This window comes from Leisingera thetidis (assembly GCF_025857195.1).
Classification (GTDB): domain Bacteria; phylum Pseudomonadota; class Alphaproteobacteria; order Rhodobacterales; family Rhodobacteraceae; genus Leisingera; species Leisingera thetidis.
Genome location: NZ_CP109787.1, coordinates 2,996,248 through 3,011,879, shown reverse-complemented (window position 1 = coordinate 3,011,879; position 15,632 = coordinate 2,996,248). Strand labels below are relative to the sequence as shown.

General features: G+C 61.9%; 9 protein-coding genes and 3 pseudogenes. 7 read left to right on the top strand and 5 right to left on the bottom strand.

The window, feature by feature from the left end; genetic code table 11:
- The first annotated feature begins 25 nt into the window (after nt 1–25).
- Entirely contained in the window at nt 26–532 is a 507-nt protein-coding gene (locus OKQ63_RS14460; RefSeq protein WP_264210758.1) for a DUF2165 domain-containing protein, read from the top strand.
- Between the two features lie 745 nt (nt 533–1,277).
- A pseudogene (locus OKQ63_RS14455) lies at nt 1,278–2,799 on the top strand (transposase).
- A 197-nt stretch (nt 2,800–2,996) separates the two neighbouring features.
- Here OKQ63_RS14455 and OKQ63_RS14450 read toward each other — a convergent pair.
- Nucleotides 2,997–3,707, bottom strand: coding sequence for a GntR family transcriptional regulator (locus OKQ63_RS14450; RefSeq protein WP_264210757.1), 711 nt, complete (start codon nt 3,705–3,707; stop codon nt 2,997–2,999).
- A gap of 168 nt (nt 3,708–3,875) precedes the next feature.
- Between OKQ63_RS14450 and OKQ63_RS14445 the strand changes: the two genes are divergently transcribed.
- Nucleotides 3,876–5,258: a YfcC family protein gene (locus OKQ63_RS14445; RefSeq protein ID WP_264210756.1), complete on the top strand. Its 1,383-nt coding sequence runs from the start codon at nt 3,876–3,878 to the stop codon at nt 5,256–5,258.
- A gap of 160 nt (nt 5,259–5,418) precedes the next feature.
- Complete coding sequence (locus OKQ63_RS14440) at nt 5,419–5,787, top strand: hypothetical protein (protein ID WP_264210755.1); 369 nt, start codon at nt 5,419–5,421, stop codon at nt 5,785–5,787.
- 57 nt (nt 5,788–5,844) lie between these two features.
- Here the strand turns inward: OKQ63_RS14440 and OKQ63_RS14435 are convergent, their stop codons facing one another.
- Genes OKQ63_RS14435 through OKQ63_RS14420 form a run of 4 tightly spaced genes read right to left on the bottom strand, consistent with a single transcriptional unit; the run spans nt 5,845 to nt 11,511 of the window.
- Nucleotides 5,845–7,164, bottom strand: a complete 1,320-nt coding sequence (locus OKQ63_RS14435) for a short-chain fatty acid transporter (RefSeq protein WP_264210754.1) — start codon at nt 7,162–7,164, stop codon at nt 5,845–5,847.
- A 21-nt stretch (nt 7,165–7,185) separates the two neighbouring features.
- A complete protein-coding gene (locus OKQ63_RS14430) occupies nt 7,186–8,622 on the bottom strand; it encodes an amidase (protein ID WP_264210753.1) in 1,437 nt (478 codons plus the stop codon).
- Nucleotides 8,623–8,676: 54 nt separating this feature from the next.
- Entirely contained in the window at nt 8,677–10,200 is a 1,524-nt protein-coding gene (locus OKQ63_RS14425) for a malonate--CoA ligase (RefSeq protein WP_264210752.1), read from the bottom strand.
- Between the two features lie 42 nt (nt 10,201–10,242).
- Nucleotides 10,243–11,511: a malonyl-CoA decarboxylase gene (locus tag OKQ63_RS14420; protein WP_264210751.1), complete on the bottom strand. Its 1,269-nt coding sequence runs from the start codon at nt 11,509–11,511 to the stop codon at nt 10,243–10,245.
- 185 nt (nt 11,512–11,696) lie between these two features.
- Here OKQ63_RS14420 and OKQ63_RS14415 point away from each other — a divergent pair, with 185 nt between their 5' ends.
- From OKQ63_RS14415 to OKQ63_RS14405, 3 genes and pseudogenes are all read left to right on the top strand, one after another.
- On the top strand, nt 11,697–12,377 hold the full coding sequence (locus OKQ63_RS14415; protein WP_264210750.1) for a GntR family transcriptional regulator: 681 nt from the start codon (nt 11,697–11,699) through the stop codon (nt 12,375–12,377).
- Nucleotides 12,378–13,114: 737 nt separating this feature from the next.
- Nucleotides 13,115–13,974 (top strand): annotated as a pseudogene (locus tag OKQ63_RS14410) (tyrosine-type recombinase/integrase).
- Between the two features lie 12 nt (nt 13,975–13,986).
- Nucleotides 13,987–15,370: pseudogene (locus OKQ63_RS14405) on the top strand (IS91 family transposase).
- The last annotated feature ends 262 nt before the right edge of the window (nt 15,371–15,632 follow it).

The following is a 15,632-nucleotide window of genomic DNA, read 5'->3' as shown; positions in this document are numbered from 1 at the left end:
GCAGACAGCAGCGGAGAGCAGAGCATTGCTGGAAACCACCGTACTGGCCGCGCAGGCCGTCAGCGTTGCCTTCATGGCCGCCTGGCTAACAATTGGCGCGCTGGAAAATCTCCTGCACCCCTTTCTGAATGAAACCTACACCGCCGAGGTCATGGACATGACCCGCATGCGGGAGGAGTACCCGGAAGCCTACCGCTTTGTCGCCTATCGACGGGTCACCAGCAGCAGGCTGCGCCGCGTCCTGTTCCGGCTCATTGTCTCGTGGGAACTCACGGCCACTGCCGCGCTTTGGGCCGGTTCAGCCGCGCTTGCCATGTCCGCCGCCGGACGGCTGGCACAGGACACGGCCATTGCCCTGGGGCTGGCTGGAACCTTGATGTTTACCGCGACCTGGTGCGGGTTTCTGATCGTCGGGAACTGGTTTTGCTACTGGTTCGGGCACGAAGGCGGTCAGAACACGCATTTCCAGATGACGCTGTGGGGCATGCTCAATGCCGTGCTGCTGGTCGGTGGCGCCGTTGTTGTTCTCTAAAGCAGGCGGTTGAAGTGAAGAGCGGCCGTTCCTACCGGGCGGGGCCGGCTGCACCTATCAAATCTTCTGCAACTTCTGTCGGCCCCAAGGGTAGCCTGTGTTGTGGAACGCGGCCGTAAGATTTCTGCGGTGACAACGCAGGCCGGAAGGCTAAGGCCGGATATGCTTTGGCATGCCCGCGCCTTTTGCCATCCACCAAACTCCGCAAATCAGAGACGAAGCAAGGCAGATAGACGTTGTCGCAGATATTGCTTCTGACTGGTCATGACGACGCAGCTTTGAGAACAACGCCGAGAGGATTGCCCCGACAAAAGCAAGACCGTAGCGGAATGTCTCACATAGGCGCCTTTTGAGGCCGTACGCTATTATGCGTTTATATGATTGCGGAGAGGGCAGGTAGGATACGGCGGTTGCCTGCTCCCGCAACCAAACACATCACTGTAATAGCAGTAGCTTAATAGCCGCCCAAGGGGCGGCTTTTTGCCATCCAGAACAGCCCGGTGCTACAGCGGTGCTACGCAACGCTGCAAACAAGCGAAAAAACCTAAAGCCAAGCAGTGCGACTCGGAAAGCCGAAAACAGCCCCTTGGCGACATCCGTACCAGAAACAGCGGGCACACTCCGCTGCGGTCGCGAAACTCTGGGGCAACATTCCCGGAAGTAGGCGCCCGATGGATGAGGCGATGTGGCATGAACCGCACCGGGTTTGCCGGAGGCTTCAACTCCTGAGTAGGATGAAGCCACAATGAGCAAGACAACAAACAAGTATTCTCCTGAGGTCCGCGAGCGTGCGGTGCGTCTGGTGCTGGACAACCAGAGCCAGCACAGTTCCCGCTGGCAGGCAATCATGTCGATCTCCGCGAAGATCGGCTGTTCGGCGCACACGCTGAATGAGTGGGTGAAGAAGGCGGAAGTCGACAGCGGCAAGCGGGCGGGTGTTCCAACTGATGTCGCCGACAGGATGAAGGCGCTTGAGCGGGAGAACCGCGAGCTGCGCCAGGCGAACGAGATCCTCCGCAAGGCATCGGCGTATTTTGCGATGGCGGAGCTCGACCGCCGGTCGAAGTGATGGTGTCATTTATCCGCTGCCCGGCAGCACATGCGCAGCATGTGCGAGAGGGGACATGCATCGCGGTGAGCATGGGGTCGAGCCGATCTGCATTCGCCATTGTCTCTCGGACCACTGGCGTTCCAATGGCTCCTTCCTGCCGATTGCCCCTTCCACGTATTACGAGCATCTGGCGAAGCGGGCCGATCCGGCCCGGTTGTCGGACCGTGCCCGGCGTGACGCGGCATTGCGGCCCGAGATCCTGCGTGTTTTCGAAGAGAACTGGCGGGTCTATGGCGTGCGGAAGATCTGGCGGCAATTGCAACGGGAAGGTTTTGACGTCGCCCGCTGCACGGTCGCCCGGCTGATGAAAAGTATGGGGCTTCAAGGCGCTCGCCATTGTCCTCGGACCAATGGCGGACAAAGGCTCGCTCCGGGGCAAGCCGCACAAAACCACGGTGCCCGACAAGAAAGCCCCGTGCCCCCTCTCGCACATGCTGCGCATGTGCTGCCGGGCAGTGGATGGACAAGGTAAACCGGCAATTCCGTGTGCCCGCGCCCAACATGCTCTGGGTCAGCGATTTCACCTATGTCGCCACCTGGAAAGGGTTCGCCTATGTCGCCGCTCGCCATTGGGCTCGAACCAATGGCGCCTTCAATGGCTCGCTCATTGACGCCTATGCCCGCAAGATTGTCGGCCCCCTCTCGGCAGATTTGGCATGGCCAAATCGCCTGCCGGTCAATGGGTCGTGTCAGCACTTCGGCGCATGCCGGGTTCGTTCTCGACGCCCTGGAACAGGCTGTTCACGAGCGGCGGCGGACAAAGGCGATGGGGCTTGTTCATCACTCCGACCGCGGCAGCCAATACCTTTCGATCAAATACACAGAACGGTTGGGCGAAGCTGGCATCGAACCTTCCGTCGGCAGCGTTGGGGACAGCTATGAGTTCAAGCGGGTCTGCGCAGCGGATCAAATGATCCGGGGGGATCATTTGAAGGCGCAGAACGCGCTGGCTGAAACGATCAATGGCCTTTTCAAGGCTGAGGTCATTCACCGCCGCGGCCAATGGCGCAACTTCGAAGCCGTGGAATACGCAACGCTCGAATGGGGGGATTGGTTCAACAACCGCCGCCTGCTTGAACCCATTGGGAACATCCCGCCGGCAGAAGCAGAGGCCAATTTCTACGCCGCTCTGGAAACTGAGGACATTGCCGCGTAACTAACTGAAATCAGCCTCCGGCAAACCCGGTGCGGTTCATTACTGACTTTCTATCGTCCGGTCAGTGGCCGTAACCTTTACAGAAGCATCCTCCGGGAACCCGGTGGCTGCATATGTGGAATTTTTGGTCCCGGTCCACCCGTTTAAGGACGCCAGGTTTTTCCCGCGAATCCGCATCTTTGCGGCGAGGGAAACTCTCAACGCTCATCGACTCCCCACCAGCGCATTGTCTGACGGCAGTGGTGGTCGATTGCCTTCGCAGCCTGTTCGATGTCGTGCGCACGCAGGGCTGCAATGATGGCGAGATGCTCTTCCATGGCGCTGACAATGCGGTCAACCAGAAAGGCACGGGCGGCCTGAATCACCGACAGACGGTTACGGTTGGCATCATAGACGCCGCGCAGAAAAGGATTGTCCAGCCCGCTCGCCAGCAGGTCATGCAAGCTGAGATCGGTTTCGAGGGCCTGAGCCGGCAGATCGCCGCCGCTGCCGGATTGCGCCAGCTGCAGCATCGTTTCATGCGCGCCTCGCAAACGGTTGAGCGGCATCGGCACACCGGCCCGGATCAGACGGCAGGCCCCTTCCTTGTCCAGCAGCGCACGCATGTCCAAGCAGGCACGCGTCACTTCCGGGCTCGCGTCCATTACCACGATGCCGCGCTTGGGCAGGATACTGACTAGGGATTGTGTCTCTGCCCGCTTGACAGCCTCGCGGGTGGCGGCAATCGGAAAGCCGAGCAATTCGGCAAGTTTGGGCATGGAAATGAACTCATTGGCCCTGAGCGTGCCTTTCCGTAGGGCAGCCAGCAGCGCTTCGAACGCCTGGTCCGCCTGCAGCTCCTGTCCTGATCCGGTCGCGTCTTTCATGCTCAACCCTTTGAATATCAAATGAATCAATAAGTCCTTCAAGAAATCCGGATAGATGCTTTTCGGAATCCCTGATTGTCACAACCATAATATAGCACCTAACATTTTAGAGAAGATGTCAACAGGCATTTGATAGTGACGGCAAGGGAGGAACACATGTCAGCACAGCAACAGGAGATTGAAGCGGGAGTTCAGGAGGAGGGAATCCGAATGCCGCATATCTACGTGATCCTATTCGTGTTCACGGCGCTGGCCGCGCTGGCGACACATTTCGTGCCGGCCGGGCTGTACGACCGGGTGACCCTGGCGAACGGACGCAGCGCCGTCGATCCGGACTCCTTCCGATACGTCGAGGCCAGCCCGATCGGCTGGGAACAATTCATGCTGGCCGTGCCGAACGGTCTGGTAAACGCCTCGACGGTGGTGTTTTTCACCTTCATCATTGGCGGCATGTTCATGGTCATACGCCGCACCGGCGTGATTGATGTGGTTGTGGACAAGCTGACCCGGCGCTTCGCGGCCCGCAGCGTGCTGATGATACCCGCCCTGATGGTGATCTTTGCAGTCGTGGCGACACTGATCGGCACCCAGGAGCTGGCGCTGGTCTATGTGCCGGTGATCCTGCCGCTGATGATCGCGCTGCGGTTCGACTCGGTCACTGCGGTAGCCACCGCGCTGCTGGCGACAACCGCAGGCTTTACCGCCGGGGTGCTGAACCCGATCAACACCGGGCTGGGCCAGACCATCGCCGAGCTGCCGCTCTACTCCGGCGCCGGACTGCGGGCTTTGCTGTTCATTTGCCTTCTGGGCGCCGGGATAGCCTATCTGATGCGGTATGCGCTGCGGGTGCAGAAAAACCCGGAGGCGAGCCTGCTGGCCAATGACCCCAAGGAAGCCGCCAAGCGCGAAGCCTATGTGCATGACCTGGACGCGCCGGCAATGCGCTTTACCACCCGTCAGGCCTGGGCGGGGATTGCCGCGCTCATGTTCTTTGGCCTAATGGTCTGGGGCGTGCTGACCCGCGGCTGGTTCATGATGGAAATGGCGGGGCTGTTCGTGCTGATGGGCGCAACTGTCGGGCTGATTGCCGGGCTGACCCCGGGCAAGATCTGCGACGCCTTCAACGAAGGTTTCCGTGACGTGCTGATGGGCGCGATCATCGTCGGCCTGGCCCGTGCGGTGGCAGTCATGCTGGAGCAGGGCCAGGTGATGGATACGCTGGTTCATGGCTTGGGCAATCTTGTCGGCGACTTTCCTAGTTCGGTATCCGCGGTCGGCATGTTTGTGTCGCAGCTCGGCTTCAATTTCGTAGTGCCGTCGGGCAGCGGCCAGGCACTGGTCACCATGCCGATCATGGCGCCGGTGTCGGACCTGATCGGCGTCACCCGCCAGAACGCCGTGCTGGCCTATCAGCTGGGCGATGGTCTTTCAAACATCTTCTATCCGACCTCGGGCTACTTCATGGCAACGCTTGCGCTGGCTGGAGTGTCCTGGGACCGTTGGGTCCGGTTCTTCCTGCCGCTGTTCGGTCTGTGGATCGGGATCGCAACCCTGTTCCTGATCTACGCGCAGGCGGTGAACTGGACAGGCTGAGGCGAACACGGGAAACAAAAGGGAAATGCGGCGGCCGCTTGTCGGTCGCCGTGTGGTGTTTTTCAGTGTTGTGCTAGGTGCTGAGCAATATGCCGATCTCAGCCCGGAACGGACATAGACTTTGGGTGCCGCGCCAAGGATGCTGCCGGTGCGAAATTCTATGGCCACCTTCCCAGAAGCGGACGCTCGCCAAGGCGATGTCGCATTGTTTGATACTGCGGTCAGCACCAGCGGCAGTGATGCGCAGAAAGCACCAATTGCAAATCCCTTCCTGTCGCCAGATCAGGCCACGATTTTCGCCGCGGCGACGCGATCAAAAGCTGTCGCTCGTCGAGGGCGCAGCATGAAACTGGCATCGTGTGACCTGGTTGCGGGACAAAGTGAAAATTCGCTGCAAGCTGCTTCAAAGGCGGCGAACTGCGCATCTTGCCTGCGGCCGCTTCACTGGAAGGGCGGAAAGTGTGAATTCGCCGCAACCTACCCGACCAGTGAAAGCGGCCATTCGCAGCCGAGAGATCAAATTCTGTAATTCTGAAGGTAGCGGGCAGCCTGAGAGGCTGCCCGCGATGCGAACGGAGCCATCTTATTACGGCAAGAACGTAAGTCCGCATGCTAGGACTACGCCTGTCACGAGCAACACTACCAGGCAATAGCCCATGATATCCTTGGCCGACAGGCCTGCGATAGCTAGCGCTGGCAATGCCCAGAAAGGCTGTATCAGGTTGGTCCAGGTATCGCCCCAGGCTACGGCCATCGCTGTCCGCGCAGGCTCGACACCCAGCGCAGCCCCGGCTTCGAGCATGATCGGCGCTTGAACCGCCCATTGGCCGCCGCCGGAGGGCACGAACATGTTAACGATGCCTGCCGACAGGAAGGTGAACAGCGGCAGCGTGTCCGCAGTGGAGATCGAAACGAACCAGTTCGACATCGTGACCGCCAGGCCGGAGCCCACCATCATCCCCATGATCCCCGCGTAGAAGGGGAATTGAACGATGATGCCGCTGGCACCATCCACCGCCTCCTTGACCGAAGCGAGGAACTGCGACGGGCGGCCGTGCAGCAGGATGCCAAGGAACAGCAAGGTGAAGTTGACGATATTGAGGTTCAGCCCGGCGTCGGTCCCGAAGATGTAATAGCCGACATAGACCAGCCCCAGCACACCGGAGGCCATTGACAGGACCATGCTGTTCTCCAGCCGGGAAGAGGGAGAGTCCGGCCCGGCCCCGTCAGCGCCGCTGTCCTCTCCAAGCTTGGCCGGATCGATTGTCACCTCCTGGCCTTCCGGCGGGGTGATCAGCCAGTTGACCAGCGGGATAACGATAAACAGCGCCAGCAGGATGCCCAGGTTCATAGGCGAGAAGATGGTTTCGCTGGTTGGTACGACGCCGATTTTGTCGGCGGTGAAATGTCCGTCGGTGGCGATCACCAGCGGCACCGAGCCGGACAGCCCGCCATGCCAGACCATGAAGCCGCTGTAGGCGCTGGCGATGGCCAGACGGTAGTCCAGCCGCGGAAGGCAGCGAGCCAGTTCACGTGCGAACAGCGCGCCGATCACCAGGCCGAAACCCCAGTTGATCCAGGCTGCGACCAGCGAGACGAGGGTGACCAGGACAATGCCTTGCCGGGGCGTGCGGGCGGCTTTGGCCAGCACCTGAAGCAGCCGCTTGAACACTGGTGTGCTGGCTACCACAAAACCGGTCACCAGAATGAGCACCATTTGCATCGAGAAGCTAAGAAGGTTCCAGAACCCTTCGCCCCAGAACTGTGCCATTTCCACCGGTCCGTGACCCTGGATCAGCATTCCTGCTCCGAAGACGACGAGGGTCAGCATCAGAACCAGTACAAAAGCATCCGGCAGATAGCGTTCGACCATACTGACAGACGCGCGAGTGATACCCTGTATCATTGTTGAGTTCCTCCTTGATTATCACTTCTGCGGACGGATCGGCATCCGGGCGGCGAGCCCCAGCGCGGTCTCCAGAACCTGGGCGGCGGACAGCAGATCAAAATCGCCCTTTGGCTTGCCGATCAACTGCAGGCCCACCGGCAGCCCGCTGCGGGTGGTGCCGCAGGGGATCGAGACTGCCGGGCAGCCGGTCAGCGTGATAACAAAGGTCAGGAACATCCAGTCGATGTAGCTGGTCAGCTCCTGGCCGCCGATATGGGTCGGGAAACGCTGTTCAACGGGATAGGGCGGCACTGCCACCGTCGGGCAGGCCAGCACGTCGTATGTTTCGAAGAAGGCTGCGACATTGTGGAAAATGGCGGCACGGGTCCGCTCCGCGCGCAGCACCTCGTCCGCGGTGATGTTCTGGCCCTTTTCAATGTTCCAAATGATTTCCGGGGCGACCCGGTCGCGGTCGGTTTCCAGCAGGTCGCCGCGCAGGCTGGCGACCAGCACCGCGCGCAGGGTCTGGAAGGCCTCCAATCCGCCCGAGAAATCCGGGCAGGCCTCTTCGACCGCAGAACCGGCCTGGGCAAAAGCCTGGGTGCCGCTGCGGCAGATGTCGGCCACTTCCGGATCGACAAGAGACAGGTTCAGATCCGGCGTGAAGGCCACACGTCGGGGCGCCCTTGGTGCGCGCACCGCTTCGACAAAGGGGGTTGCGGGCGCCGGGAAGGACAGCGGGTCCTTGGGATGCGAATGAGCCAGAGAGTCCAGCATCAGCGCCGCATCAGCCACATTGCGGGCCATCGGACCCTCGACCCAGAGCGGATCGAAGGGCAGAAGGCCCGCCCCGCGCGGCACGCGGCCGACGCTGGGGCGCATGCCCACGATGCCGCAGTAGCTGGCCGGAATGCGCAGGCTGCCGCCAAGGTCGTTGCCGGTGGCCAGCCAGGCTTCGCCCGCTGCCAGCGCTGCGGCCGAACCGCCGGAGGAACCGCCCACGGTCATCCGCAGATCCCAAGGGTTGCGGGTGGCGCCGAAAACGGGATTGAAAGTGTTGGCCCCGGCGATTTCGGGAACGTTGGACTTCGCCATGGGAATGCCGCCGCTTTCTTCCAGCGTCTGCACCGTAAAGTCGGATGCCTCTGCCTTGTTTTCGGCAAAGATCGGCGAGCCGTAGGTCGTCACCTGCCCGGCGACATCATTGTAATCCTTGACCGCGACCGGCAGTCCCGCCAGCCATCCGGGCCGGTCGGCGCCGGGGTGCGGCTGCGAAGGAAAGGCTTTAGCGGCCTCGCGCGCCTCGTCAAAGAAGCGGATCGGCAGGGCGTTGACCGCCGGTTCAACCTCTTCGATCCGGGCGATTGCTGCCTCCACGAAATCGAGCGGCGTCGCCTCCCCCTTCTTCAGCACGAAAACCGCCTCGGTGGCTGTCATGCTGATGAATTCATCGGTGGTTTCTGGTTTTACTGTCATCTGGGCTCCTCCCCATGCGTAATGTTGGTCTGATGTTGGCCGCCGGCCAGTGGTTCAGCTGGCGGCGGGGGTGTGAAGATTGGCGAACTGGCGGCGTAGCTCTGCCTTTTGCACCTTGCCCATGACGTTGCGCGGCAGCGCATCGGCCAGCAGGACCGATTTCGGCTGCTTGTAGCGGGCCAGTTCGCCGGAGAGGGCCTTGAGCAGGGCGGCGGTGTCGAGCGACGCGCCGGGTTCCGGCACGACGATGGCCGCCACTGCTTCGCCGAAATCAGGATGCGGCACCCCGAACACGGCGGACTCTGCCACGCCGGGCAGCGCGTCGAGGGCGGATTCGACTTCCTTGGGATAGACGTTATAGCCGCCGCTGATCACCAGGTCCTTGTCGCGGCCGATGATGTGCAGATAGCCGTCAGCGTCGATGCGGCCCAGATCGCCAGTGATGAAGAAGCCGTCTTCGCGGAACTCCGCTGCTGTTTTTTCCGGCATGCGCCAGTAGCCCTGGAACACATTCGGGCCGCGGACCTCGATTGCGCCGGTTTCACCCCGCGGCAGGACAGCGCCGGTTTCGCGGCCGGTGATCCGGATCTCAACATCAGACAGGGCAAAGCCGACCGCGCCGGTGCGGCGCTCGCCATCATAGGGGTTGGACGCGATCATGCAGGTTTCCGTCATGCCGTATCGCTCCAGGATCACATGTCCGGTGCGCTCGGCGAATTGTGTATGCACATCCTGCGGCAGCGGCGCAGAGCCCGACACGAAGACCCGCATTGCTGCAGCCGCAAGCGGGTCCAGACGGGGCGACTTCAGCAGGCGGGTATAGAAGGTCGGAACCCCCATCAGCACCGTGGCATCGGCCATTTCATCAATGATCTGGTCGACGTCGAAGCGGGTCAGGAAGATCATCGTCGCCCCGGCGGCCAGCGCCATGTTGCAGGCCACGAACAGTCCGTGGGTATGGAAGATCGGCAGCGCGTGGATCAGCCGGTCGGCGCCGGTGAAATGCCAGGCATGGTTGAGAGCAACGGTGTTGGAAACCAGATTGCCATGGGTCAAAACTGCCCCCTTGGAACGCCCGGTGGTCCCGGAAGTGTAGAGAATGGCAGCAGGATCGTCCGCGTCGCGTTTGACCGGCGCGGACTGCGGCACAACCTGGACGGCGCGCTGCATCAGCGTGCCGTCGCCGGCAGCGCCCAGGCTTTCCACCGTCAACGCGGTAGAGGCGCGGGCCGCGTGCTGCGGCATCACTTCGGGTGCGCAGACGAACAGGCGCGGTTCCGCATCACGCAGAAAATAGTCAATCTCGGCGCCGGTATAGGCGGTGTTAAGCGGCAGGAACAAGCTGCCGGTGCGCAGGCAGGCAAGATACAGCAGCACTGCCTCCGGGCTCTTGTCCACCTGCACCGCAACCCGGTCTCCGGAACGCACACCCAGCTCCTCAAGCGCGGTAGCAAACCGCAGCACCAGATCATGGGCCTCGGCATAGGTGATGTGCGGCTGGCCCGGCCGTTCGAACATTACCTTGGCGCCATCCTTGCGGCAGCTGGCGTCGAACAATTCAGGGATGGTGCAGGTCATTTTCTGTCTCGCTTCACAATTGGTTTCGGTTATCCGGACGATTCAGGCGCCTGAGCCCTTGCCGCTCCGCAGGGCGCGCCGGACTGCGGGACCGCAGGCCACAGTGCCCTCGCCGGCGAGGGCCTCGTGGCGGGCTTCGATCTGATCCAGCTCGTAGAGGTAGTTGATCATCAGGCCATGAGCGCGCTGCAGCGCCCCTTCGGCAAGATCCGCCGGCCAGTTGATACGGTGCGCAGAAGCGCCGTTGCCCAGATGAAACCGCGCCACCGGATCCACGGGCAGGCCCGCGTCTGTTTTGCCGTGAACGAAATACTGCGCCGCCCAATCCTGAACCTTAGGTGCCAGCCTCTCACGCAGGTCTGCATCCTGCTGCCAGCTTTCCGCCGCCAGCTGTACCGCCAGTTCCTGTGCCCCGGCATCTTCCTGGCCGGCCAGCCAGCGTGCAAAACCCGGGGCCGGGGAAAGAGTGACGAAAGTGTGGATCTGCGGTAATTCCTGCGAGAGGCTGCGCACCACCTGCTTGATCAGGAAGTTGCCGAACGACACGCCCTTGAGGCCGGGCTGGCAATTGCTGATGGAATAGAACACCGCGGTATTGGCGGCTTCGCCCGCAGCATCGCTGCCCCCGGCCAACAGCGGCCCGATCGCGCCGGGGATGCCCTGGCACAAAGCAACCTCGACAAAGATCAGCGGCTCGTCGCCGGTCGCCGGGTGGAAAAAACCGTAGCACCGGCGGTCGGACGGCTCGAGCCGCCGCCGCAGGTCGTTCCAATCCCTGATTTCATGCACTGCCTCATAGGCAACGATTTTTTCGAGGATTGCCGCGGGCGAATTCCAGTCAATCCGCCGCATCACCAGAAAGCCGCGGTTGAACCAGGAAGACAGCAGGTGGCTGAAGTCGCTGTCCAGCGGTGCCAGTTCCGGCGCGCCGCGCATCAGCCGCAGCAGGTCTTGGCGCATCCGCACCAGTTGCAGAGTGCCGCCGGGAGGGTGGTTGAGCATGCGCAACAGGCTTTGCCGTTTAGGCTCCACAGCCTTGAACAGGCCTTCCAGAGCCTCTTCAGACTGGCCAGTTTCCCATTCCGCAAAAGCAGACCGGACAGCAGCAGGGTCTGCACTGTAGTCTTCCAGGAGCATCCGGAAGAAACGCGCCCTGCCTTCATCATCCAGCTCGCGATAGGCGGCAAGCGCCTGTTCTGCCACGGCGATCCGGGAAGCTTCGCCGCCTTTCCGCATGAGTTCGGCGCAGTCGCTGGCAAGCCGCTGTGCGGCAGGTTGCGATGACGATTGCGCAGCGGTCTTCGAACGCATGCGGTCTCCGATGCTCTGCAAAAGGTCGCTTAGCAACGTGATGTTCGGCCCGGTCATCGCCTCTCCTCCCTAGATTTCACTTTCTTATACATCAATACCGATTTGTTGTATATAACAGAACATCATGTGGATTAATCACGCTCAAGCTTCTATATTCCTTGCAGGATTTCAGGGGATCGCCGCGCATGGCTCGAAAATCAAACACAGTCCGCATCCGTGAAGCGCTCGAAAACGCCATTGTTAATGGCCGATTCGCACCAGGCATGCGGATTGATCCGGAAGCACTGGCTCAGGAGTTCGAATGTTCCCGCACCCCGATCCGCGATGCGCTCCAGCAGCTTGAAGCGTCAGGTCTGGTCCGGATCCATTCCAAGCAGGGCACTTTTGTAACTGAGTGGAGCGTGGAAGAGCTTGCCGAGCGGTTCGAAGCGATGGCTGAGCTGGAGGCCACCTGTGCCCGATTGGCCGCGCGGCGCATCACGGATGAAGAGCTGGCAGAGCTGGAGGCACGGCACGAGTCTTGCCGTCAACTGGCTGAAGAAGAGCGGTTTGACGACTACTATGCGGAAAACTCAGCCTTCCACGCCTGCATCTACCGGGCTACGCACAATGCCTTCATAGAGCAGGAAGCAATGCGCTTGCATTCAATGCTGCAACCGTACCGCCGCATCCAGCTGCAAGTCCGCAACCGGGTGAAGAGATCATTTCATGAGCATGATGCGGTAGTTTCGGCCGTTCGCAGCGGCGACGACCAAGCCGCTGAAAAGGCAATGCGTGACCATGTGCTTATTCAAGGCGACCGCTTTCATGATCTTCTTGCCGCACTGCGGATGGATGCCCAGCAAAGGAAAGAGAACGCTTCCTGATCCTGTGGACCGGCTCTCATTACAATGATTGGAGTCACTCTGTCACTCCTACGGATGAGGCGTGCGTACTGTTGCGCCGGGAGATCCATCTTAGATGATGCGCGTTAGCTAAACGGCCGTCTTGGAGAGGCCACGGTGCAGCAACTTAGAGGACAATCAATGTAAGGAAAGGGCTGACACTAATTCGGCCCATGGAGGCTTTGCACGCTTCTTACCCGTTCATGCCTCGTGCAGCATTCAGTAGTATGGGCTCACTGCCGCCATGCGGCGGCACAGCACCGAGAAACCAGCACAAGCCTGCCCCAGGCCAGCTGTGATCGGCTCAAGCCAGCCCTTTTGCGACATTCGTACCAGGTGCAGCGCGCACTCCGCTGCATGCGCGAAATTCCAGGGCCGCCTTCCCGCAAGCGGACGCTCGGTGAGGCAATGTGGCGTCCTTTGATGCTGCGGTTAGCACCAGGGGCCGCGAAGCGCAGAAAGCGGATTTTGCAAACTCAGCCTTCTGAAGCGTTTAGGTGATGCTTCATGCTGCGATTCCAAGCGCAAAAGCTGACGTTCGCCGCAGGTGCATCGACTGGGCATGGGCGAATGACAGCTGTGCCGGACAGGGACGAAGCCGCTCGCGCGGCACTGGTGCCTGTGGCAGGCGTTTTGCATTGATCTGACACCTGTGCATTTGGGAATGGGCGCGGCTGTCTTTCGATTGGGACCTCTCAATCGAAAGACAGGAGGTTCCCATGGCGGAGGAGAGAACAACGCCGCTGCGCGCGCGGATGATCGAGGACATGCGGATCAAGGGGCGGGGTGACAAATCTCAGAAGTCGCACATCCGGGCAATCAAGGACTTCGCAGGGTTTCTGGGACGGCCGCGTCATCGCACTGAGGTTCTTCTTCGAGACGACCTGCGGGCGGGCGAGAGTGCAGGCGGAAATGAAAATGATCCGGGGGATCATTTTCCCGCCAAACGCGGCATATGCAGTTCCGCACCCAGCCGCGCAAGCTCCCCGTGGTGTTCAGCGCCGAGGAAGCAGCGGCACTGCTGCGGGTCGCGCCAGGACCGGGGCTGAAGCACCGGGCGGCGCTGAGCATTTCCTATGGGGCCGGGCTCAGGGCGTCGGAAGTCTGCAATCTCAAGGTCAGCGATATCGTGCCAGAGGCGCGTCTCCGACACGCCAGCGACCGGATGCTGATCCATGTCGAACAGGGCAAGGGGCAGAAGGATCGGAAGGTCATGCTGTCGCCGGGATTGCTGAACCTGCTGCGCGAGTACTGGCGCGAGGCGCGGCCCGAGGGCTGGTTGTTTCCGGGCAAGCCCAAGATCAACCCCCTCTCGTCGCGCCAGCTCCATCGCGCCTTCAGCTCGGCAAAGCTCATCGCGGGGATCAAGAAGCCGGGCAGCACGCTGCACACGCTGCGGCACAGCTTTGCGACGCACCTTCTGGAGGCCGGGACGGACGTGCGGGTGATTCAGGTGCTGCTCGGGCATGCCAAACTCGAGACCACGGAACGCTACACACATGCCGCCACGAAGCTGATCCGTGACACGGCGAGCCCCTACGAGACGCTGGCCAAGCTGCAGGATCGAAGCCGGGAGTAGCGGACCGGGGCGGTGCCCCGCCCGCGGCTTGAAATCGCTGACGTCTTTCGCGCCCATGGTCCCGAATGGCGGCGGGGCAATGCCGGGCATGTCAGCCTCACCCAGCTCAGGGTGATGTCCACTGCCCGGCAGGGTCTTGCAAAGCAAGATCCCGAGAGGGGGCGATCGAAGCCTGCCGGACCGAGGCGCTCGGCGGGCATGTGGCAGCCTGCGCCAAATGCGGCCACCGGCACGTCGCGTACAATTCCTGCAAGATACCATTGACCGGCAGGCGATTTGGCGGCGCCAAATCTGCCAGGAGGGGGCACTGCCCGAAGTGCCAGGGGCCGGCCGCGCGCGACTGGATGGCAGCACGGGCCGATGACCTGCTGCCGGTGGAGTATTTCCACGTGGTTTTCACCCTGCCGGCGGAGATCGCACGGATCGCCTACTGGAACAAGAAGACGGTCTACCGCCTGCTGTTCCGAGCGTCAGCCGGGACCGTGACGACCATCGCCGCCGATCCCCGGTATCTTGGCGCCCGTGTGGGCATGACCTCTGTGCTCCATACCTGGGGTTCGGCGCTGACCCACCACCCGCATGTCCACATGATCGTGCCCCCTCTCGGCAGATTGCTGCGCAGTCGCCTGCCGGGCAATGGGACGGCGGCCTGTCACCTGACACTACACGCTGGATCGCCTGCCGCCCTGGTTTCCTTCTGCCCGTGCGCGTCCTGGCCCGGCTGTTCCGGCGCCTGTTCCTGGAAGGGCTGTCGGCGCTGCACAAGGCAGGGCAGCTTCAGTTCTTCGGTGATCTGGAAGGACTGGCCGACCCCGCAGCTTTCGCCGCCTGCCTCGCCCCGCTCCGCAAGACCGAATGGGTCGTCATCGTGCCGGAGGCGCGCCTTCGACACGACGCCAAACCGCCCTGCGGCGGGCCTGAGGCTGTCCTCGCCTATCTCAGCCGGTACACCCACCGCGTGGCGATCTCGAACCATCGCCTTGTCAGCGCTGATGCCGATACTGTGGCGTTCCGACGGAAGGATTATCGGATCAAGCGCGGCGACCGGATGAAGGTGATGCGGCTCAAGACCGGCGAATTCATCCGCCGGTTCCTGCTGCACGTCCTGCACCCTCTCGGGCATGCAGGCATACCCTGCCGGGCAACGGACGGCTTTCACCGCATTCGCCACTATGGCCTGCTGGCCGGCGCCACCCGCAAGGCCACTATCGCCCGCATCCGCGGCTTGCTTGTGAAGACCCCGGCGGAACAGGAAACGCAGGAGACTGCTGAAGCCGTACCGCTCACTCTGCGCAAGCCGTGCCCTTGCTGCGGCGGCCCGATGCGCATCGTCGAAATCTTCCGGCGCGGGCAAAAACCGATGAGCCGCGCGCCACCCAGGGAGCAGGCCGCATGACGAAACGCCCGTCCACGCCGCGAAGACTGCCCCGGTTCCAACTCGTGCTCCGGAACGCCCCCGGTGCGCCCGGTCCTGTGGCTGGCCCGCAATCACCCGGTCAACGGCTCCGCCGGCATCCGGAACGCATGATCACAGCCCGCTGGACAACCTTTCTCAACCGGCGCTTCCTGCCTGGCTGGCGCTCAGAACCGGCTCTCGCAATCACCCGCAGCATACTTTCCCCATAGACGCCGCCCAGCCTCCCACGGCTTCCTCCTTG